The 19,973-nt window shown below is 70.0% G+C and carries 23 protein-coding genes; 20 read left to right on the top strand and 3 right to left on the bottom strand.

The window, feature by feature from the left end:
* Positions 1-95: 95 nt before the first annotated feature.
* From purM to NUG21_RS06980, 4 genes are all read left to right on the top strand, one after another.
* Complete coding sequence (purM, locus tag NUG21_RS06995) at positions 96-1,154, top strand: phosphoribosylformylglycinamidine cyclo-ligase (RefSeq protein WP_242159394.1); 1,059 nt, start codon at positions 96-98, stop codon at positions 1,152-1,154.
* A gap of 157 nt (positions 1,155-1,311) precedes the next feature.
* Positions 1,312-1,965: a phosphoribosylglycinamide formyltransferase gene (gene purN / locus NUG21_RS06990; RefSeq protein ID WP_160948454.1), complete on the top strand. Its 654-nt coding sequence runs from the start codon at positions 1,312-1,314 to the stop codon at positions 1,963-1,965.
* 63 nt (positions 1,966-2,028) lie between these two features.
* Positions 2,029-2,883: a DUF3108 domain-containing protein gene (locus NUG21_RS06985; RefSeq protein WP_263392663.1), complete on the top strand. Its 855-nt coding sequence runs from the start codon at positions 2,029-2,031 to the stop codon at positions 2,881-2,883.
* A gap of 2 nt (positions 2,884-2,885) precedes the next feature.
* On the top strand, positions 2,886-3,569 hold the full coding sequence (locus NUG21_RS06980) for a DUF3108 domain-containing protein (RefSeq protein ID WP_019797113.1): 684 nt from the start codon (positions 2,886-2,888) through the stop codon (positions 3,567-3,569).
* A gap of 420 nt (positions 3,570-3,989) precedes the next feature.
* Here NUG21_RS06980 and NUG21_RS06975 read toward each other — a convergent pair whose 3' ends face one another.
* Genes NUG21_RS06975 through NUG21_RS06965 form a run of 3 tightly spaced genes read right to left on the bottom strand, consistent with a single transcriptional unit; the run spans position 3,990 to position 5,867 of the window.
* Complete coding sequence (locus tag NUG21_RS06975; protein ID WP_010344096.1) at positions 3,990-4,304, bottom strand: hypothetical protein; 315 nt, start codon at positions 4,302-4,304, stop codon at positions 3,990-3,992.
* Positions 4,301-5,575: a UDP-N-acetylglucosamine 1-carboxyvinyltransferase gene (gene murA / locus NUG21_RS06970; protein ID WP_017910669.1), complete on the bottom strand. Its 1,275-nt coding sequence runs from the start codon at positions 5,573-5,575 to the stop codon at positions 4,301-4,303. Before murA ends, NUG21_RS06975 begins: the two co-directional genes overlap by 4 nt.
* Before the next feature lie 49 nt (positions 5,576-5,624).
* Positions 5,625-5,867 (bottom strand): BolA family protein, encoded by a 243-nt coding sequence (locus NUG21_RS06965; protein ID WP_160948451.1) that lies wholly within the window; start codon positions 5,865-5,867, stop codon positions 5,625-5,627.
* A gap of 52 nt (positions 5,868-5,919) precedes the next feature.
* Here NUG21_RS06965 and NUG21_RS06960 point away from each other — a divergent pair, with 52 nt between their 5' ends.
* From NUG21_RS06960 to NUG21_RS06885, 16 genes are all read left to right on the top strand, one after another.
* The gene (locus NUG21_RS06960) at positions 5,920-6,921 is read left to right on the top strand and encodes a KpsF/GutQ family sugar-phosphate isomerase (protein ID WP_263392662.1); all 1,002 of its coding nucleotides are present in this window, start codon (positions 5,920-5,922) and stop codon (positions 6,919-6,921) included.
* Positions 6,922-7,009: 88 nt separating this feature from the next.
* Complete coding sequence (locus tag NUG21_RS06955; protein ID WP_242159400.1) at positions 7,010-7,558, top strand: KdsC family phosphatase; 549 nt, start codon at positions 7,010-7,012, stop codon at positions 7,556-7,558.
* Positions 7,555-8,121: an LPS export ABC transporter periplasmic protein LptC gene (gene lptC / locus NUG21_RS06950; protein ID WP_019797526.1), complete on the top strand. Its 567-nt coding sequence runs from the start codon at positions 7,555-7,557 to the stop codon at positions 8,119-8,121. Before NUG21_RS06955 ends, lptC begins: the two co-directional genes overlap by 4 nt.
* Positions 8,099-8,692: a lipopolysaccharide transport periplasmic protein LptA gene (gene lptA, locus NUG21_RS06945; protein ID WP_263392661.1), complete on the top strand. Its 594-nt coding sequence runs from the start codon at positions 8,099-8,101 to the stop codon at positions 8,690-8,692. Before lptC ends, lptA begins: the two co-directional genes overlap by 23 nt.
* Positions 8,692-9,411: an LPS export ABC transporter ATP-binding protein gene (lptB, locus tag NUG21_RS06940; RefSeq protein WP_152239442.1), complete on the top strand. Its 720-nt coding sequence runs from the start codon at positions 8,692-8,694 to the stop codon at positions 9,409-9,411. Before lptA ends, lptB begins: the two co-directional genes overlap by 1 nt.
* A 43-nt stretch (positions 9,412-9,454) precedes the next feature.
* Complete coding sequence (locus NUG21_RS06935; protein WP_263392660.1) at positions 9,455-10,918, top strand: RNA polymerase factor sigma-54; 1,464 nt, start codon at positions 9,455-9,457, stop codon at positions 10,916-10,918.
* 50 nt (positions 10,919-10,968) lie between these two features.
* Positions 10,969-11,286 (top strand): ribosome hibernation-promoting factor, HPF/YfiA family, encoded by a 318-nt coding sequence (raiA, locus tag NUG21_RS06930; protein WP_010344105.1) that lies wholly within the window; start codon positions 10,969-10,971, stop codon positions 11,284-11,286.
* A 21-nt stretch (positions 11,287-11,307) separates the two neighbouring features.
* A complete protein-coding gene (locus NUG21_RS06925; protein ID WP_160948446.1) occupies positions 11,308-11,760 on the top strand; it encodes a PTS sugar transporter subunit IIA in 453 nt (150 codons plus the stop codon).
* Positions 11,757-12,707: an HPr(Ser) kinase/phosphatase gene (hprK, locus tag NUG21_RS06920; protein ID WP_019795906.1), complete on the top strand. Its 951-nt coding sequence runs from the start codon at positions 11,757-11,759 to the stop codon at positions 12,705-12,707. The genes NUG21_RS06925 and hprK overlap by 4 nt, the downstream gene beginning before the upstream one ends.
* Complete coding sequence (gene rapZ, locus NUG21_RS06915; protein ID WP_019795905.1) at positions 12,704-13,582, top strand: RNase adapter RapZ; 879 nt, start codon at positions 12,704-12,706, stop codon at positions 13,580-13,582. Before hprK ends, rapZ begins: the two co-directional genes overlap by 4 nt.
* Positions 13,583-13,728: 146 nt before the next feature.
* On the top strand, positions 13,729-14,121 hold the full coding sequence (locus NUG21_RS06910; protein WP_160948445.1) for a PTS sugar transporter subunit IIA: 393 nt from the start codon (positions 13,729-13,731) through the stop codon (positions 14,119-14,121).
* On the top strand, positions 14,114-14,383 hold the full coding sequence (locus NUG21_RS06905; RefSeq protein ID WP_010344110.1) for an HPr family phosphocarrier protein: 270 nt from the start codon (positions 14,114-14,116) through the stop codon (positions 14,381-14,383). Before NUG21_RS06910 ends, NUG21_RS06905 begins: the two co-directional genes overlap by 8 nt.
* Before the next feature lie 58 nt (positions 14,384-14,441).
* Positions 14,442-16,148: a phosphoenolpyruvate--protein phosphotransferase gene (ptsP, locus tag NUG21_RS06900; RefSeq protein ID WP_263392659.1), complete on the top strand. Its 1,707-nt coding sequence runs from the start codon at positions 14,442-14,444 to the stop codon at positions 16,146-16,148.
* Positions 16,149-16,516: 368 nt separating this feature from the next.
* The gene (gene mgtE / locus NUG21_RS06895) at positions 16,517-17,875 is read left to right on the top strand and encodes a magnesium transporter (protein WP_160948504.1); all 1,359 of its coding nucleotides are present in this window, start codon (positions 16,517-16,519) and stop codon (positions 17,873-17,875) included.
* A gap of 260 nt (positions 17,876-18,135) precedes the next feature.
* The gene (locus tag NUG21_RS06890; RefSeq protein WP_160948503.1) at positions 18,136-18,954 is read left to right on the top strand and encodes a carboxylesterase family protein; all 819 of its coding nucleotides are present in this window, start codon (positions 18,136-18,138) and stop codon (positions 18,952-18,954) included.
* Positions 18,955-19,140: 186 nt separating this feature from the next.
* Complete coding sequence (locus tag NUG21_RS06885) at positions 19,141-19,590, top strand: hypothetical protein (RefSeq protein WP_263392658.1); 450 nt, start codon at positions 19,141-19,143, stop codon at positions 19,588-19,590.
* The last annotated feature ends 383 nt before the right edge of the window (positions 19,591-19,973 follow it).

The following is a 19,973-nucleotide window of genomic DNA, read 5'->3' as shown; positions in this document are numbered from 1 at the left end:
TACTCGGCGTATCCGGGGCGAATTGTTGCCCGAATGCGGGCCTAGCGCCAATGCGGCCTGTTAAAATCGCCGTCTTTCCGCCGACCCCGCCGCCCGTGACCACTTCCCAGCCCCCCGCCGCCGCCCCGTTGACCTACCGCGACGCCGGCGTCGACATCGATGCCGGCAACGCCGTCGTCGAACGCATCAAGCCCCTGGTCAAGCGCAGTTTCCGCCCCGAGGTGATGGGTGGCCTGGGCGGCTTCGGCGCGCTGTTCGACCTGTCCGGCAAGTACCGCGAGCCGGTCCTGGTGTCCGGCACCGACGGCGTCGGCACCAAGCTGAAGCTGGCGCAGCAGCTCGGCCGCCACGACACGATCGGCATCGACCTGGTCGGCATGTGCGTCAACGACGTGCTGGTGCAGGGCGCCGAGCCGCTGTTCTTCCTGGACTACTTCGCCACCGGCAAGCTCGACGTGGAGACCACCGTGGCGGTGGTCGGCGGCATCGCCCGCGGCTGCGAACTGGCCGGCTGCGCGCTGATCGGCGGCGAAACCGCGGAAATGCCCGACATGTACCCGCCGGGCGAGTACGACCTGGCCGGTTTCACCGTCGGCGCGGTGGAGAAGTCGCAGTTGCTCGACGGCGCCCGGGTGCGCCAGGGCGACGTGCTGATCGGCATCGCCTCCTCCGGCCCGCATTCCAACGGCTACTCGCTGATCCGCCGCATCTACGACCGCGCCGGGCGCCCGGCCGAGTTGCAGGTGGGCGGCGTGGCCCTGGCCGACGCGCTGATGGCGCCGACCGCCCTGTACGTCAAGCCGATCCTGTCGCTGCTGCGCGACCAGGGCGAAGGCATCCACGCCATGGCGCACATCACCGGCGGCGGCCTGACCGAGAACATCATCCGCGTCATCCCGGACGGCCTGGGCCTGGACATCCGCGCCAGCGCCTGGACCCTGCCGCCGGTGTTCGAGTGGCTGCAGCGCGAAGGCGCGGTGGCCGACAGCGAGATGTGGCGCACCTTCAACTGCGGCATCGGCTTCGTGCTGGTCGCCGCGCCGGAGCAGGTGGCCGCCCTGGAACGCAGCCTGGACAGCCTGGGCCTGGCGCACTGGCAGATCGGCGCGGTCGTGGCCGCCGCGGACGCCGGCGAACGCGTCCACATCGGCTGAGCCGCGTGGCGGCAGCCAAGTGCACCTGGCGGGCCGCGGGCCGGTTCGGTGCGGCGCTGCCGGCAGCGGCGTTCCCGCCCGACACGGTGTCGGGCCGGAGGCCGCTGCAGGCGCGGCACCGCCCGTCCGCCAGTGCCCTGCCCCGGACGTTAGCCCGATGACGCTTCGCCTCGCCGTGCTCGCCTCCGGCCGCGGGTCCAACCTGCAGGCCATCCTCGCCGCGATCGCCGCCGGCACCCTCGACGCCGAGGTGGTCGGCGTGTTCGGCGATCGCCCCGAGGCGCCGGCGCTGGCCATGGTCGCGCCGGACCGGCGCTGGTCGGCGCGGCCCAAGACCTTCCCCGACCGCGCCGCATTCGACCTGGCACTGGGCGACGCCGTCGCCGCGGTACAGCCGGACTGGGTGGTGTGCGCCGGCTACATGCGCATCCTCGGCGCCGGCATCGTGCAGCGCTTCGGCGGGCGCCTGCTCAACATCCACCCTTCGCTGCTGCCCAAGTACCGTGGCCTGCACACGCATGCGCAGGCCTTGGCGGCCGGCGACGCCGAACACGGCGCAAGCGTGCATTTCGTCGTGCCGGAGCTGGACGCCGGCGCGGTGATCGCACAGGTGCGGGTGCCGGTGCAGGCCGGCGACGGTCCCGACGACCTGGCGCAGCGCCTGCTCCCGCGCGAGCACCGGCTGCTGTGCGCGGTGCTGCGGCTGGCGGCGGCGGGCCGCCTGGCTGAACGGGACGGCAAGGTCTGGCTGGACGGTCAGTGCCGGTTTAGTCCGCTGCGCCTAGATTGCGACGACGTGCTGCTTCCCTGAATGCGCTGCCGCACCCGTCCGCGGCCCCTCCCCTCCTCTCTCCCGCTCACGCCAGCCGATCCCATGAAGCTCGCTCCGCGTCCGTTCGCCTTCCTCGTCGCGTCCGGCCTCGGCCTGCTGGCGCCCATCGTCGGCGCGCAGGTCGCGCCGGCGCCCGCCGCGCAGCCGGCACCGCAGACCGCCCCGGCTCCGGCCACGCCCGCCACCAGCACCCCTGCGCCGGCTTCCGCCGCCCCGCCGGCGCTGCCCGCCGAGGCCTGGACGCCGCCGCCGCTGCAGCCGTTCGTGGCCACCTACGACGCCCTGTACAAGGGCAAGCCGGCCGGCGACGCGCGCATGGACGTGGTGCATACCGGCGGCGACCAATGGCGGGTCGACCTGGGCGTGCACGGCCGCAGCGGGTTCGCCAGCATCCTCGGCCTGAACATCGAGCAAAGCACGGTGTTCACGGTGGAGGACGGCCGCTACGTTCCGCAGAGCCAGAGCACGGTCAAGAAGGCGGTGTTCTTCGGCAAGAAGGTCACCGGCGTGTACGACTGGAAACAGGGCGTGGCGCGCTGGGACGGCGACCTGAAGAAGGACCGGCAGGCGCCGATCCCGCTGCAACCCGGCGACCAGAGCGCGCTGCTGCTCAACCTCTCGCTGATGCGCGACGCGCAGCCGGGCAAGACCATGACCTACCGCTTCGTCGACGTCGGCCGGGTGCGCGAACATGTCTACCGCGCCGCCGACCAGACCGAGACCGTGCAGGTCGGCGACATCAGCTACGACGCATTGCGGGTGTCGCGCACCAACGGCGGCCGCAATGAGACCATCCTGTGGATCGCCAACGGCGTGCCGACGCCGGTGCGCATCCTGCAGCGCGAAGACGGCGAAGACCGCATCGACCTGCGCCTGACCGAATACCAAGGAGCCTGACCATGACCCGCATCGCCCGCCCGCTGACCGCCCTCGCCGCCGCCCTGCTGGCCACGGCCAGCCTGCCCGCCCTGGCCCTGGAGCCGTTCACCGCGGACTACCAGGCCAGCTACATGGGCATGCAGGCCAACGGCGTGATGACCCTGGCCAAGGAAGGCGGCAACCGCTGGCGCTACAGTCTGGCGATCAAGAACCAGGTCGCCGACCTCAGCCAGAGCACCGTGTTCGAGGAAAAGGGCGGGCAGTTGCGTCCGCTCAGCAGCGACGACCGCTCGGTGTTCCTGATCAAGAAGAAGGCGGTGACCGCCAACTACGACTGGAGCACCGGCCAGGCGACCTGGGGCGGCGACCTCAAGCCCGACCGCCGCGGCCCGGTGAAGCTGCAGCCGGGCGACATGGACGCGCTGCTGATCAACCTGGCGATCGCGCGCGACGTCAACGCCGGCAAGACCCCGAGCTACCGCATGGTCGACGAGGGCCGCGCCAAGCCGATGACCTACCGCGTCGCCGGCAAGGAAGCGGTCACCGTCAACGGCAAGACCGAGCAGGCGACCAAGGTCAGCCGCACCGACGGCTCCAAGGAAATCGTGGCCTGGATCGTGCCGGACATGCCCGTGCCGGTGCGCATCCTGCAGCGCGAGAACGGCCAGGACGCGCTGGACCTGACCATCAAGGCGTTGCGGTAAGGCCGGGATTGGGGAATGGGGATTGGGGAATCGTGAAAGCAGCTCCCCGCCCGTGATCGCTCCCGTGTGAGGACTGGGATTGGGGAATCGGATTGGGGAATCGCAACAGCGGCTTCCCGCCCGGGTTTTTCCCATGTAGGCGCGGCTTCAGCCGCGACGCAGTGAGCCGGGATGTGGGATTCCGGATTCGGGAATCGCAACAGCAATTCCCTGCCCGTGGTGCTTCCCATGTGGGAGGGGCTTCAGCCCCGACGCGCAGATGCGAATCGTCTTGCGGAAACCCGCTGGCGACTTGCAGCAGACCCCAAGCGGCGCGCGTCGAGTCCTATCCACGGCCCATGGAGCGTGACGACCGGCCGTGCCGTTCTCTACCCCACTCCCAACGCGGGCGCCGCCTAGGCAGCGCCCTGCCCCACGCCGTTACTTCTTCTCCGCCGGCGCAGCCTTGAAGGTCGTGCGGCAATCCACGCGGATCTGCGCGCCGGTGCTGCGCCAGTAGAACGTGCTGCACTCGCGCGGGCCGTTCTGGGTGCGGCTGACGCCGACCGCGTAGAACGACTGCCAGATCTCGTCGCGGGTGACCTGGCCGTCGCCGTTCCAGTCCATGTCGCGCTCTTCGATGCCTTGGGTGATGGCGATGCCGGTGTACCAGGCATAGCCGACCCAGGCCAGCAGCACCACCACGATCGCCAGCAACACCTTGCGCCGGCGGCTGAAGCGGCCGCTGAGGATCATGCGACGCGCCGGATGGACGCGCCCAGCGCCCCCAGCTTCTCCTCGATGTTCTCGTACCCCCGGTCCAGGTGGTAGATGCGGTCGATGGTGGTGTCGCCGTCGGCGACCAGGCCGGCCAGGATCAACGAGGCCGAGGCGCGCAGGTCGGTGGCCATCACCGGCGCGCCGCTGAGCCGCTCGCTGCCGCGCACGATCGCGGTGTGCCCTTCGATCTGGATGTCCGCGCCCAGGCGCAGCAGTTCGTTGACGTGCATGAAACGGTTCTCGAAGATCGTTTCGTTGATCACGCCGACGCCGTCCGCCACGCAGTTGAGCGCCATGAACTGCGCCTGCATGTCCGTGGGGAACGCCGGATACGGCGCGGTGGTCAGGCTGACCGCGCGCGGGCGCTTGCCGTGCATGTCCAGGCGGATCCAGTCCTCGCCGGTCTCGATGCTGGCGCCGGCCTCGGTGAGCTTGTCCAGCACCGCGTCGAGGGTGTCGGCGCGCGCGCGGCGCACGGTGACGCTGCCGCCGGTCATCGCCGCGGCGACCAGGAAGGTGCCGGTCTCGATACGGTCCGGCAGCACCGCGTGGCGGCCGCCGGACAGGCGCTCCACGCCGTGCACGACGATGCGCGAGGTGCCCGCGCCTTCGATCTTCGCACCCAGCGCGATCAGGCAGTCGGCCAGGTCGCTGACCTCCGGCTCCATCGCCGCGTTCTCCAACACGGTGGTGCCGTCGGCCAGGGCCGCGGCCATCAGCACGTTCTCGGTGCCGGTGACGCTGACCATGTCGAACACGTAGCGGCCGCCCTTGAGCCGGCCGTTGCTGCTGGCCTTGATGTAGCCGTTCTCGACGCTGATCTCCGCGCCCAGCGCCTGCAGGCCCTTGATGTGCTGGTCGACCGGGCGCGAACCGATCGCGCAGCCGCCCGGCAGCGACACTTCGGCCGCGCCGAACTTGGCCAGCAGCGGGCCCAGCACCAGGATCGAGGCGCGCATGGTGCGCACCAGTTCGTACGGGGCGACGTGCTGGTGGACCTTGCGCGGGTCGACGGTGATCGCGCTGCCGCGCGAGAGCGTGCCTTCGTCGATGGTGACTTCCGCGCCCAGCTCGCCGAGCAGCTTCACCGTGGTGATCACGTCGTGCAGTTGCGGCACGTTGGTGATCTCCACCGGCGCATCGGCCAGCAGGGTCGCGCAGAGGATCGGCAGCACGGCGTTCTTGGCGCCGGAAATGTTCACTTCACCGTGCAGCGCGTTGCCGCCGGTCACTACGATTTTGGCCATGGGTCTCGTGGGGGAAAGGGAAAAGGGGAGAAACGGGCACGCGGGCGGCTCAGCCGTCGGCGCGCTCGGCCTGCTCGGGGGTCAGGGTGTTCAGGGCCAGCGCGTGGATCGCGCCGCCCATCAGATCGCCCAGGGTGGCGTAGACCATGCGGTGGCGCGCCAGCGGCAGCTTGCCGGCGAAGGCGTCGCTGACCACGGTGGCCTCGAAGTGCACGCCGTCGTCGCCCTGCACCTGCACGCGCGCGCCCGGCAGGCCGGCCTCGATGAGTTTACGGATGGTATCGGCGTCCACCGGGCTTTCCTCCTAAAATGGTCGGCCATTCTACCCTCCGACCGGCACCCGCATGGATGTATCGCCCCTGTCTCCCACGACGCCCGACGACGCCGGCCTGATCGCCAGCGGTCGCCGCGTGGTCGAGATCGAGCAGGCCGCGCTGGCGGCGGTCGGCGCCCGCATCGGTGCCGAGTTCGCGGCCGCGTGCCGGCTGATCCTGGGCTCGCGCGGGCGCGTGGTCGCCACCGGCATGGGCAAGTCCGGCCACGTCGCGCGCAAGATCGCCGCCACCCTCGCCTCCACCGGCACCCCGGCGTTCTTCGTGCACCCGGGCGAAGCCGGGCATGGCGACCTGGGCATGATCACCGACGCCGACGTGGTCCTGGCGCTGTCCTACTCCGGCGAGTCCGACGAGATCCTGATGCTGCTGCCGGTGCTCAAGCGCCAGGGCAACGCGGTGATCGCGATGACCGGCCGCGCCCAGTCCACGCTGGCGCGCGAGGCCGACCTGCACCTGGACGTCAGCGTGCCGGCCGAGGCCTGCCCGCTGGACCTGGCGCCGACCTCCAGCACCACCGCCTCGCTGGCGCTGGGCGATGCGCTGGCGGTGGCGCTGCTGGACGCGCGCGGCTTCACCGCCGACGACTTCGCCCGCTCGCACCCGGCCGGCAGCCTCGGCCGGCGCCTGCTGCTGCACATCACCGACGTCATGCACCGCGGCGACGAACTGCCCAAGGTGCGCGAGGACGCCAGCCTCAGCGAGGCGCTGGTGGAGATGAGCCGCAAGCGCCTGGGCATGACCGCGGTGGTCGACGCCGACGACCGCCTGCTCGGGCTGTTCACCGACGGCGACCTGCGCCGCGCCCTGGACAGCGCGCTGGACGTGCGCCAGACCCGCATCGCCGAGGTGATGACCCGGCAGCCGCGCACCATCGGCGCCGACCAGCTCGCCGCCGAGGCCGCACGGCTGATGGAGACCCATCAGATCAACGGCCTGATCGTGGTCGACGCGGCCGACCGCGCGGTCGGCGCGCTCAACATTCACGACCTGTTGCGCGCCAGAGTGGTTTAACAGGCTGAACCCGTTCACTGCCCGCGGCGCCCCACGCCGCTGGCCCTGGCCGCTGGAAAGCCGGCCTCCCCGCCCCGATATCCCGAACATGCCCTATTCCCCGCTGGCCGACCTCCCCGCCGACCTGATCGACCGCGCCGCCCGGATCCGCCTGGCGTGCTTCGACGTGGACGGCACGCTGACCGATGGCCGCCTGTACTACGACCGCGACGGCAACGAGAGCAAGGCCTTCCACGTGCTCGACGGCCAGGGCCTGGTGCAGTTGCGCCGGCACGGCATCGAGGTGGCGCTGATCACCGCGCGGCCGAGCCTGGCCGCGGAGAAGCGCGGCCAGGAGCTGGGCCTGCTGGTGCAGATCGGGGTCAAGGACAAGCGCGCCGGAGTGCAGGCCCTGTGCGACGAGCGCGGCATCGGCCTGGAGCAGGTCTGCTTCATGGGCGACGACCTGCCCGACCTGGCGCCGTTGCGCGTGGTCGGCCTGGCTGTGGCCCCGGCCAACGCCCACCCCTGGACCGCCGAACACGTGCACTGGACCACCCGTGCGCGCGGCGGCGAAGGCGCCGCCCGCGAACTGTGCGACGTGCTGCTGGCCGCCCAGGGCCACGTCCCCACCCTGCTGCAGGAGCATGGCGCATGAACTGGCGCACCACCCTCGGCGGCCTGCTGCTGGTCGGGGCGCTGATCAGCGGCTGGTCGGCCTGGAACCAACGCAGCAAGCCGAGCCGCAACCCTTCCGACGAAGCCAGCGTGGACTACATCGCCCGCGACTTCGAGATCGTCAGCCTGGACAAGCAGGGCAAGGAAGCGATGACCCTGCGCGCGCCGCAGATGGAACGCAGCCGCGCCGACCAGACGATGTCGATCGTGACCCCGCTGTTCCTGCTGCCCGACGCCAACGGCCAGCACTGGGAAATGCGCAGCAAGACCGGCTGGGTCAGCGCCGACGGCGACGAACTGCGCCTGCGCGGGGATGTGGCCGGCGACAGCCCCAAGGTGCCCAGCATCCCGCCCACCACCTTCCGTACCCAGAGCCTGGACGTCTTCCCGCAGACCAACAGCGCGCGCACCGCCGACCCGGTCACCATGACCCGGCCCGGTATGATGCAGACCGGCGTCGGCTTTCAGGTCGACCTGAAATCCCGGCAGTACAAGCTCCTTTCACAGGTCAAGTCCCGTTATGAACCGAACGCTGCCCGCTAAGCTCGCCCTGCTCGCCCTGCTTCTGCCGACCCTGGCGCTGGCCAAATCGACCGACCGCAACCAGCCGATGGACATCAAGTCCGATGCGCAGGACGGCAACATGATGGCCGACGACGGCAAGGTCCGTTTCTTCGGCAACGTCGTGATCACCCAGGGCACGCTGGAAATCCATGCCGATACCGCCGACCTGTTCCGAAAGAACGGCGACATCGACCGTGTCGTCCTGACCGGCAAGCAGGCCACCCTGAAGCAGGAACTGGACGACGGCTCGCCGATGGACGCCGTCGCCGACAACATCGACTACAAGGTGCCGACCGACACGGTGATCCTCACCGGCAATTACCGGATGACCTCGCCCAAGGGCACCAATGCCGGCCAGCGCATGGTCTACAACACCAAGAGCGGCGACATGCAGGGCGGCGGCGACGGCACGCGCGTGCACACGGTGATCCAGCCGAAGAACGCGGCCGCTGCGCCGGCCGGCGCGCCTGCGAACGGCGCCAAGCCCGCCGCCAAGCCTGCCGCGACGCCCGCCAAGCCGGCGAAGCCGACCAAGCAAGGAGGCCAGTGATGCTGCTCGCCGAAGGCCTGCGCAAGCGCTACAAGCAGCGCGAAGTGGTGCGCGACTTCGCGCTGACCCTGGAGGCCGGCGAAGTGGTCGGCCTGCTCGGCCCCAACGGTGCCGGCAAGACCACCTGCTTCTACATGATCGTTGGCCTGGTCGACGCCGATGCCGGGCGCATCGTGCTCGACGGCAACGACATCACCGCGCTGCCGATGTACAAGCGCGCCAAGCTCGGCGTCGGCTACCTGCCGCAGGAACCATCGGTGTTCCGCAAGCTCAGCGTCGCCGACAACATCCGCCTGGTGCTGGAACTGCGCGAGGATCTGGACAACGCCGGACAGGAACGCGAACTGGTGGCGCTGCTGGACGAACTGCAGATCAGCCACGTCGCCGACCAGCTCGGCGCCAGCCTCTCCGGCGGCGAGCGCCGCCGCTGCGAAATCGCCCGCGCGCTGGCGGCCAAGCCGCGGCTGATGCTGCTCGACGAACCTTTCGCCGGCGTCGACCCGATCTCGGTCGGCGAAATCCAGCGCATCGTCACCCACCTCAAGCAGCGCGGCATCGGCGTGTTGATCACCGACCACAACGTCCGCGAAACCTTGGGAATCTGCGACCGGGCGTATATCCTCAACGAGGGCAGCGTGTTGGCGCAGGGGGCGCCGGAAGCGCTGCTGGCCAACAGCGACGTGCGCCGCGTCTACCTCGGGGAAACCTTCAGGCTCTGACCGCGCACGCGCCGGCTACGCTCCTTCCGCGCTCGGTACAGGCATGAAAGCACGGCTGCAGACATCGCTGGGACAGCACTTGGTCATGACGCCGCAGTTGCGTCAGGCGATCAAGCTGTTGCAGATGTCCAGCGCCGAGCTGGAAGTGGAGATCGCCGAGGCGGTGGAGAGCAATCCGCTGCTGGAATGGTCCGAAGACGCCGCACCGGCGTTCGAACGCAGCGAAGGCGCCGACCAAGGGCTTGACCACGACCACGCCGCAGGCGACACACGCAGCGACGGCGATGGCGACCGTGGCGAGGCCGCGCCGGCTGCCGACGGCGCCGACTGGTCCGACACCGAATCGGCCTGGAGCGGCGGCAGCGGCGGTTCGTTCGACGACGACGACCTGGGCAGCGCGGCCGAGCGCGTGGCCGAGCCGGACACCCTGATCGACCACCTGCTGTGGCAGTTGCACCTGTCGCCGCTGTCCGCGCGCGACCGCAGCATCGGCGCGGCGCTGATCGATGCGCTGGACGACCACGGCTACCTGCGCGAGCCGCTGTCCGCGATCGCCGAGACCCTGCGCCCGGACATCGCCGCCGAGGAGGACGAGATCCTCACCGTGCTGCACCAGATCCAGCGCTTCGACCCGGCCGGCATCGCCGCGCGCACCTTGGGCGAATGCCTGACCCTGCAGCTGGACACCCTGCCCGAGGACACGCCGGGGCTGGCGCTTGCCCGCACCATCGCCCATGGTCCGCTGGAACGGTTGCCGCGCAGCGGCGTGGCCGGGCTGGCCCACGAGCTCAAGCGCCCGACGGCGGAGGTCGACACCGCGGTCGCGCTGCTGCGCTCGCTCGACCCGCGCCCGGGCAAGCAGATCGGCGAGCTGGGCGGCGACACCTACGTGGTGCCCGACTGCGTGGTCTGGCGCCAGCGCGGGGTGTGGCATGCGGCGCTGTCGGCGCACGCCCAGCCCAAGGTCACCATCCACCGCGGCTACGAGCGGCTGATCCGCCAGTGCGGCGAAAGCGACGCCGGCTACCTGCGCGGGCAACTGCAGGAAGCGCGCTGGCTGCTGAAGAGCCTGGAGGCGCGCGGCGAGACCCTGCTCAAGGTGACCCGCTGCCTGCTGAAGCAGCAGGCCGGCTTCCTGGAATTCGGCGAACAGGCGCTGCGTCCGCTGACCCTGCGCGAGATCGCCGGCGAACTGGGCCTGCACGAAAGCACCATCTCGCGCGCCATTGCCCGCAAGTACGTGCGCACCCCGCGCGGCACCATCCCGCTGCGCGCCTTCTTCGCCTCGGGCATCGACACCGACAGCGGCGGCGAAGCCTCCAGCACCGCGATCCAGGCGATGATCCGGCGGCTGATCGATGCGGAGAATCCGCGCAAGCCGCTTTCTGACGCCAAGCTGGCCGACCTGCTGAAAAGTGCCGGGGTCCCTGTAGCGCGCCGCACCGTGGCGAAGTATCGTGAGGCCATGAACATTTCCGCCTCCCACGAACGCGTCCGAATCGGCTAGCGGCGGCGGCGATGGTTCATAGGTGTAAAACCCGAACCAAGGAGTATCCGATGCGTATCGAGACCTACGGCCAGCAGATCGAAGTCACCCCCGCCCTGCGCGAGTATGTGGAGACCAAGCTGCAACGGCTGAAGCGACACTACGAGGAAACCATCGAGGTCCGCGCCCAACTGGCGCTGCGCAAGCCCGACCATCACGTCGAGGCCACTGTCAACGTCCCCGGCCGCACCCTGCACGCCGACGCCAGCGCACAGACCATGTACGCGGCGATCGACCTGCTCGCCGACAAGCTGGACCGGCTGATCATCAAGCACAAGGAAAAGAAGCACGACCACCATGCGGCCGAGGTGCGCGACAATCTCGCGTGATCCTCCCCACGTTGCGCCGCCATGCCCTTGACCGATCTGATGGCGGCCGTCAGCACCCAGGTGCTTCCGGCCGCCGATCGCGACACCCTGCTGCACACCGCCGCCGGTCTGCTGGCCTGCCAGCAGGCCGGCGCCGATGAACTCTTCGCCAGCCTGCGCGAGCGCGAACAGCTCGGCAGCACCGCCATCGGCCATGGGATCGCCATCCCGCACGGCCGCGCGCCGGACCTGGATGCCCCACGCGGCGCGCTGCTGCGTTTGCTGCAGCCGATCGATTTCGATGGCCAGGGCACCCTGGTCGACCTGATCTTCGCCATGGCCGTGCCCGCGCACTACACCCACCAACACCTGATGCTGCTGTCCGAACTGGCCGAACAGTTCTCCATCGAAGAGTTCCGCGACGCCCTGCGCAACGCGCCGGATGCCGCCGCACTGTATGCGCTGCTCGGCGGCGCGCCACGGGCGGCCGCATGAACACCAGCATCGACGCACGCGAACTGTTCGACCAGCAGCGCGACCGCCTGGGCCTGCGCTGGATTGCCGGGCATAAGGGCGAACACCGGGTGCTGGAGGCCGGCAATGCGGTCTCGCGGCGTCCGTCGCTGGCCGGCTATCTCAACACCATCTACCCCAACAAGGTGCAGATCCTCGGCACCGAGGAACTGGCCTGGCTGGACTCGCTGGACGCGCGCCAGCGCTGGGAGACCATCGAGAAGATCGTGCAGGTGCGGCCGCTGGCGCTGGTGGTCACCAAGAACCAGTCGTGCCCGGAAGACCTGCGCGCGGCCGCCGACGAATCCGATACGCCGCTGTGGGTCTCGCCCAAGCGCGGCCACGAACTGCTCAATCACCTCTCCTACCACCTGGCCCGCACGCTGGCGCCGCGGGTGATCCTGCATGGCGTGTTCATGGAGATCTACTCGATCGGCGTGCTGATCACCGGCGAGGCGGGTTCGGGCAAGAGCGAACTGGCACTGGAACTGCTCAGCCGCGGCCACCGCCTTGTCGCCGACGACGCCCCGGAATTCACCCAGATCGCCCCCGACGTGCTCGACGGCACCTGCCCGGAACTGCTGCAGGACCTGCTGGAAGTGCGTGGGCTGGGCGTGCTCAACGTGCGCGAGATGTTCGGCGACACGGCTGTAAAGAAGAACAAGTACCTTCGGCTCATCGTGCATCTGACCCGGCCCATGACCGAGCCCACGCCCCACGGCTACGAGCGCCTCACCGGCGATTCCGGTACCCGCCACGTGCTGGACCTGGACGTACCGCTGATCACCCTGCCGGTGATGCCCGGCCGCAACCTGGCGGTGCTGACCGAGGCCGCCACGCGCCTGCACATCCTGCGCACCAAGGGCATCGACCCGGCGGCGATGTTCATCGCCCGCCACAGCAACCTGCTGGAGCGGCGCAATCCATGACCGCAGGCGCCAACACCTCCACCCTGGTCATCGTCAGCGGCCTGTCCGGCTCCGGCAAGTCGGTGGCGCTGAAGACCTTCGAGGACCTGGACTACTACTGCGTCGACAACCTGCCGGTGGAACTGCTGCCGGCCTTCGTCAAGAGCCTGGTGCGCGAGGACGCCGGCCCCAGCAAGCTGGCGGTGGGCATCGACGTGCGCAGCCGCCACAGCGACCTGACTCAGTTGTCGCGCTGGCGCGAGGCAGTGGCGCAGTTCGGCCTGGACGCCCGCCTGCTGTTCTTCGACGCCAACGACGAGGCGCTGATCAAGCGCTACGCCGACACCCGCCGGCGCCATCCGCTGTCGCACCAGGGCCTGTCGCTGCCGGAGGCGATCGAGCGCGAGCGCGCCCTGACCGAGCCGCTGCGCGAGGCGGCCGACGCGGTGATCGACACCAGCACGCTCAACGTGCACCAGCTGCGCCGGCGGGTCACCACCGAGTTCGCGCTGTCCGCCGAGAACACCCTGTCGCTGCTGTTCGAGTCCTTCGCCTACCGGCGTGGCGTACCGGCCGAGGCGGATTTCGTGTTCGACGCGCGGGTGCTGCCCAATCCGCACTGGGACCCGGAACTGCGCCCGATGACCGGCCGCGACAGCGGCGTGCGCGAATACCTGGACGCGCAACCGGACGTGCAGCGCTACACCGCGCAGCTGATCGACTTCCTCGACACCTGGCTGCCGCGGCTGCGCAACGACACCCGCAGCTACGTGACCATCGCCTTCGGCTGCACCGGCGGCAAGCACCGCTCGGTGTATCTGGCCGAACGCCTGGCCCGCCATGCCCGCGAACAGGGCTGGCCGGAAGTGGCGACCTTCCATCGCGAGCAGGATTGATCGAAAAGCCGGGATTCGGGATGGGGATTCGGGATTGGCAAAAGCGGCATTGCGCTGGCTCTTGCGGATCCCCAATCCCGAATTCCCAATCCCGCCCCCCCCCCCAGCCATTCCCTGTGCCTTGCCTGACCTGTTAACGTTCTCCCATGGCTTGCGGCATTCTCCTCATCACTCATCCCGGGATCGGCACGGCGCTGTTGCGCGTGGCGACCGGACTGTTGCGGCAGTTGCCGCTGAAGACCGAAGCGTTCGACGTGCCGTTCGATGCCGACCTGGATGCGCTGCTGCCGCAGGCGTCGGCGGCATTGCGGCGGGTGGACGACGGCGATGGCGTGCTGGTGGTGACGGATCTGTATGGCGCCAGCCCGAGCAATCTCGCCGCGCGGCTGGCGCGCCTGGGCACGCCGGTGCGGCGCGTCTCGGCGTTGAGCCTGCCGATGCTGCTGCGGATCATGAACTACCCCGAACAAGGACTGGAGCAGTTGCCCGCGACCGCCGCCGCCGGCTCGCGCAACGGCGTGGTGATCGACGATGCTTGAACGCGAACTGCTGGTCTCCAACCGCCTCGGCCTGCACGCCCGCGCCACCGCCAAGCTGGTGCAGACGCTGTCCTCGTTCCGCTGCAATGCCACGCTGGCGGCCAAGGGCCGCGAGGTCAACGCCAAGAGCATCATGGGCGTGATGCTGCTGGCCGCTGCGCAAGGCACGCCGGTGACGGTGCGGGTGGACGGCGCCGACGAAGCCGAGGCGCTCAAGGCCGTGGTCGACCTGTTCGAGCGGCGCTTCGACGAGGACAGCTGAGCATGCGCCGCCGGCGGCCGCAGGCAGGGACGCGGTGCCGCCGCACGGGGCACGCGCGGTGAGCGTGCGCATCGCCGGCCATGGCGCTTCGCGCGGCAATGCCCTGGGCCGGGCGCGGGTGCGCCTGCCGCATGCGCTGGAGGTGGCCGAGCAACGCATCGGCGCCGCGCAGATCCCCGAGGAACTCGATCGCCTGCACCGCGCGGTGGACGCCGCGCGCGAGGAGATGCACGGCCTGCGCCAGCGCCTGCACGGCGCCCTGGCCAAGGAGGTCGGGGAATTCCTCGACCTGCACGCGCTGCTGCTCGACGACCCGGAGCTGCTGCACGGCCTGGACGAACTGATCCGCACCGGCCGCTACAGCGCCGACTACGCGCTGCGCCTGCAGCGCGACCGCCTGGCGACCGTGTTCGACGACATGGAGGACGCCTACCTCAAGAGCCGCATGGACGATCTGGACCATGTGATCGGGCGGATCCATGCGTTCCTGCAGAAGCGCCAGCCGGACAGCGAAGGCCTGGCCGGCGAGATCCTGGTATGCGAGAACGTGGCGCCGTCGGAACTGGCGCAACTGCAGGCGCAGGGCGTGGTCGGCATCGTCACCAGCGCCGGCAGCACCCTGTCGCACAGCGCGATCCTGGCGCGCAGCCTCCACCTGCCGCTGGTGGTCGGCGTCGCCGACGCGCTGCAGAAGATCAACGACGGCGACGTGCTGATCATCGACGGCACCCAGGGCGCGGTGCTGGTCGACCCGACCCCGGACGACCTGCGCGACTACCGCAGCCGCGTGCGCGAGCAGGCCAAGCTGCAGCGCAGCCTGGGCAAGCTGCGCTCCAAGCCCAGCCGGACCCGCGACGGCGTGGACATCACCCTGCTGGCCAACGCCGAGTCGCGCGACGACGTCACCCGCGCGCACGCGCTCGGCGCCGACGGCCTGGGCCTGTACCGCACCGAATTCCTGTTCCTGCAGCGCGACGCGCTGCCCGACGAGGAAGAACAGTTCCGCACCTACCGCGACGCCGTGCTGGGCATGAGCGGTCGGCCGGTGACCATCCGCACCCTGGACCTGGGCGCGGACAAGGCCGATCGCACCGGCCTGACCATGAGCAACGAAGAAAACCCGGCGCTGGGGCTGCGCGGCGTGCGCCTGTCGCTGGCCCGGCCCAAGGTCTCCGACACCCAGTTGCGTGCGCTGCTGCGCGCCTCCGCCTACGGCCCCGTGCGGGTGCTGGTACCGATGGTCAGCGCGCGCGAGGAACTGTTGGCGATGCGCCGCCACCTCAAGCGCATCGCCGCGCAGCTGCGCCGCGATGGCCATGCCATCGCCGAGCAGGTGCAACTCGGCGCGATGATCGAGGTACCGGCGGCGGCGCTGGCCCTGGACACCTTCATCGACACCATCGACTTCCTGTCGATCGGCACCAACGACCTGGTGCAGTACCTGCTCGCCGCCGACCGCAACAACGAGGCGGTGGCCGAGCTGTATTCGCCGCTGCATCCGGCGGTGCTGCGGCTGATCGCGCAGGTGATCGCCACCGGCCAGGCCCACGGCAAACCGGTGCCGGTGTGCGGCGAAATCGCCGGCGACCCGGCCCTGACGCCGATGCTGCTGGCGCTGGGGCTGCGCGAGTTCAGCCTGCACCCGGCGACGATGCTGGAAGTGCGCCAGGTGATCCGCGACACCGACCTGCAGGCCCTGCGCCAGCGCGGCGCCAAACTGCTGCAGGCCCGCGACCGCAAGGGCATCGAGCGCTGGCTGGCTTGAGAGCCGGGATTGGGGATTGGGGATTGGGGATTGGGCAGGATGTCCTTCCTCTGATCGCAGGCAAGCGATTTTCTGAAAGGCGCGCCGCTTGGTCTCTGCGTGCACAGCGCTCTTTCTCGTCAAGAAACCCATCGATCTTCTGTAGGAGCGGCTTCAGCCGCGACGGGCGTTCCCGGGAATGCCGTCGCGGCTGAAGCCGCTCCTACATGCGCAGACGTCCGCATGCGGAAACCCGCAAATCCCCAATCCCGACTCCCCAATCCCGGCCGTCCACTGTGCTTCCCGCAACATGCAGGCGATAATGTTGGGATGAACATCTGACCGACCGCGTTTCTCCGGAGCGCGGCCTCACCCCAAGGGAGCAGCGCATGGCCGACGCCGTCCGCCACGACAAGACCGCGCGGCAGCTGCGCATGCTGTCCGATGCGCTGGACAGCGGGCGCCTGGGCCCGGTGCGGCGACTGGTCAATACGCTGGCGCCGGCCGAGATCGGCAACCTGCTGGAGTCGTTGCCGCCCGGCAAGCGCGAAGTGGTGTGGGGGCTGGTCGATCCGGAGGACGACGGCGAGGTGCTGGTCCATGTCGGCGAAGAAGTGCGCGAGAGCCTGCTCGCGGACATGGACCCGGACGAAATCGTCGCCGCGGTCGAAGACCTGGACATCGACGACCTCGCCAACTTGGTTGAGGACCTGCCCGACACGGTCATCGACGAGGTGCTCAAGTCGATGGACCGCGAGAACCGCGAGCGGCTCGAGCAGGTGCTGTCGTATCCCGAGGACAGCGCCGGCCGCCTGATGAACCCGGACGTGGTCACCGTGCGCGCCGACGTCAACGTCGACGTGGTGCTGCGCTACCTGCGCCTGCGCGGCGAACTGCCGGACCACACCGACCACCTGTTCGTGGTCAGCCGCCGCCACCAGTACCTGGGGCGGGTGTCGCTGGCGGCGCTGGTCACCCACGAGGACTCCACCCCGATCAACCGGCTGATCGACGACGAGCAGCCGGCCATCGACGTCGGCGAAGGCGCCGACGAGGTCGCGCGGCAGTTCTCCGACCACGACTGGATCTCCGCGCCGGTGGTGGACGACAACAACATCCTGCTCGGCCGCATCACCATCGACGACGTGGTCGACATCATCCGCGACCAGGCCGAGCACCAGGCGATGAGCGCCGCCGGCCTGGACGAGGACGAGGACCTGTTCAGCCCGGTGCGGCGCGCGTTCCGCCGCCGCCTGCTGTGGCTGACGATCAACCTCGGCACCGCCTTCATCGCCTCCAGCGTGGTCGGCCAGTTCGAGGGCACCATCGCCAAGCTGGTGGCGCTGGCCGCGCTGATGCCGATCGTGGCCGGCATGGGCGGCAACGCCGGCACCCAGGTCCTGGCACTGATGGTGCGCGGCCTGGCGCTGGGCCAGATCGGCGCGTCCAACGTGATCGTGCTGCTGCGCAAGGAGCTGGCGGTGGCCCTGATCAACGGCCTGTCGCTGGGCATCGGCCTGGGCCTGATCGTGCTGCTGTGGTTCAAGCAGCCGCTGCTGTCGCTGGTGATCGGCTCGGCGCTGACCATCAACCTGCTCACCGCCGCCCTGGGCGGCGTGCTGGTGCCGTTGACGCTCAAGCGCCTGGGCTTCGACCCGGCGCTGGCCGGCGGGGTGATCCTGACCACGCTGACCGACGTGATGGGCTTCCTCAGCTTCCTCGGCCTGGCCACCCTGGTCCTGCTGTAGCGCGTGTCCGAGCGACGGGCGCGGCTCGAAGCGGCCGCTGCGTTCGTCGCGCAGCCGTGATCGGCGGGCGCGCCTGCCGGCCGCGATCGCCGCGCGGCGGATCGGGCGCATCCACCGCCCGCTGCCGCCATCCGCCCCTGCATGGCGCGAGCACGCTGCGCCGCCCGTCGGCTGACTGCCGCATGTCCGCCGCCCTTACCCGGGTTGTCGTGGAGACGCCCAGGCCACGATACTGCGGCCTTCCCACCCGAGGGCCGGCCATGTCGATGCGTTCGTTGCTGCTTCTGCTGTGCCTGTCGATGGTCGGATGCAGCAGCTTGCCCAGCGACCCGGCGACCGGCCACTTCGTCGGCCGCCAGCTCACCCTCGACGGACGCGTCTACCGCTACCAGGTATTCGTGCCGGCGCCAGCGCATCGCCAGGGCCCGGTGCCGGTGGTGCTGTTCCTGCACGGCTCCGGCGAGCGCGGCGACGACGGCCGCGACCAGACCACCGCCGGGCTGGGCCCGTACCTGCGCCGCCACCTGGCCGATTTCCCGGCGCTGGTGGTGATGCCGCAAGCGCCCGATGGCGAGGAGTGGAATGGCGTCAACGCGACCATGGCGCTGCAGGCGCTGGACGACAGCAGCGCCGAGTTCAACGGCGACCCGCAGCGCACCTACCTGACCGGCATGTCGATGGGCGGCTACGGCACCTGGGAGATCGCCCTGAAGCAACCGCAGCGCTTCGCCGCGCTGGTGCCGATCTGCGGCGCGATCCTGTCCCCGCACGAGGACCGCGAGTATCTGGTGGTCACGCCGGTGGCCTATCTGGCCGATCCGTATACGGCGCTGGCGCAGCGCCTGCGGCACGTGCCGGTGTGGATCTTCCACGGCGCCCAGGACGACGTGGTGCTGCCGCACGACGATCGCAAGATCGTGCGTGCGCTCAAGAACGTCGACGCCGACGTGCGCTACACCGAATACCCGCAGGGCAACCACAATGCCTGGGATGCCACCTACCGCGATCCGAAGATGTGGCAGTGGCTGTTCGCGCAGAAGCGCAGCGACGCCGGCAACGAGACCACCGCCGACAAGTAAGCAGCTTCCACCATCGGCGCGCGTGCCAGGTGGTGCCCACGACAGTCCGCGCAACCAGGGCCCGCATCGACGCAACGCTCAGCGTTCATCCAAGGGCGTCCATACGATCTGCCGCCGCGTCGTCGCGGCCTGTGCAGCGAGCCCACCAAACCGCGTACAGTCCGCGCTTTCGCGTACAGGCCAAGCATGGCGACCACCCCTTCCGCATCGCAAACCGCCTTCCGCGCCCGCCTGCGCGCCCTGGATCCGAGCGCCGCGACGATCGCCGGCGCGGGCATTCCGCCGTTGCTGGTGCCGGCACATGACGACGCCGCGACCTTGCAGCTCAGCGACAGCGGGCGCTGGCTGTTGCAGGTGCTGGACGCGCTGGACGCCTTGCACCAGGCCACGCAAGTCACCCGCCTGTCTGCCGATGCGCTGCGCCGCGACCAGAAGTTCGCGCCACCTGGGCGCCCCTCGCTGCACCTGGTGCAGTTGCGCCAGCAGCAGGCGGCCGCGCAGCAGGCGCTGCGCCGTGCCAACCAGGCGCTGGCCCAGGCTGCGGCCGGCTTCGTGCGCGGCGCCGGGCTGACGCCACCGCCACGGACCGGGCCGGTGGCGTTCGTGCAAGGATGGATCGCGCGTCATCTGGGGTAAGGCCGCCACGCGGCGTGGGGCGCATGGCTGGCGTCCATGGCGGCGCGCCATGGGTGAAGCGGGCGAAGGTCGGTGCGGTTCTGCAGGAACGGCGCTCGCGCGCCCTCCCGGGATCCGCCGCGATCGCGGCTGACGAAAGACGACGCCACTGCCCATGGCATGCGCCGCGTGCGAGCCAGAAGCGCCGGCAACTACGACGTTACACACGGCACCGCGACCGCATTGCATCGCGTCGTGCGGCGGATGTGCCGAATGCGCCACGCAAGGCGCGTCTACGCAAGCTAAACCGCAAGCGCCAGGCCGTTCGCGCCGGCCTGGGTTGGGCCTGTCCCGCTGCTATCCTGCACGCCCCTCGGACTCCGCTGCCCGACGCCCCATGCCCG

Origin of the sequence: Xanthomonas sp. CFBP 8445 (assembly GCF_025666235.1) — a bacterium.
GTDB classification, from domain to species: domain Bacteria; phylum Pseudomonadota; class Gammaproteobacteria; order Xanthomonadales; family Xanthomonadaceae; genus Xanthomonas_A; species Xanthomonas_A indica.
This window is presented reverse-complemented; position numbering and strand designations above follow the sequence as displayed.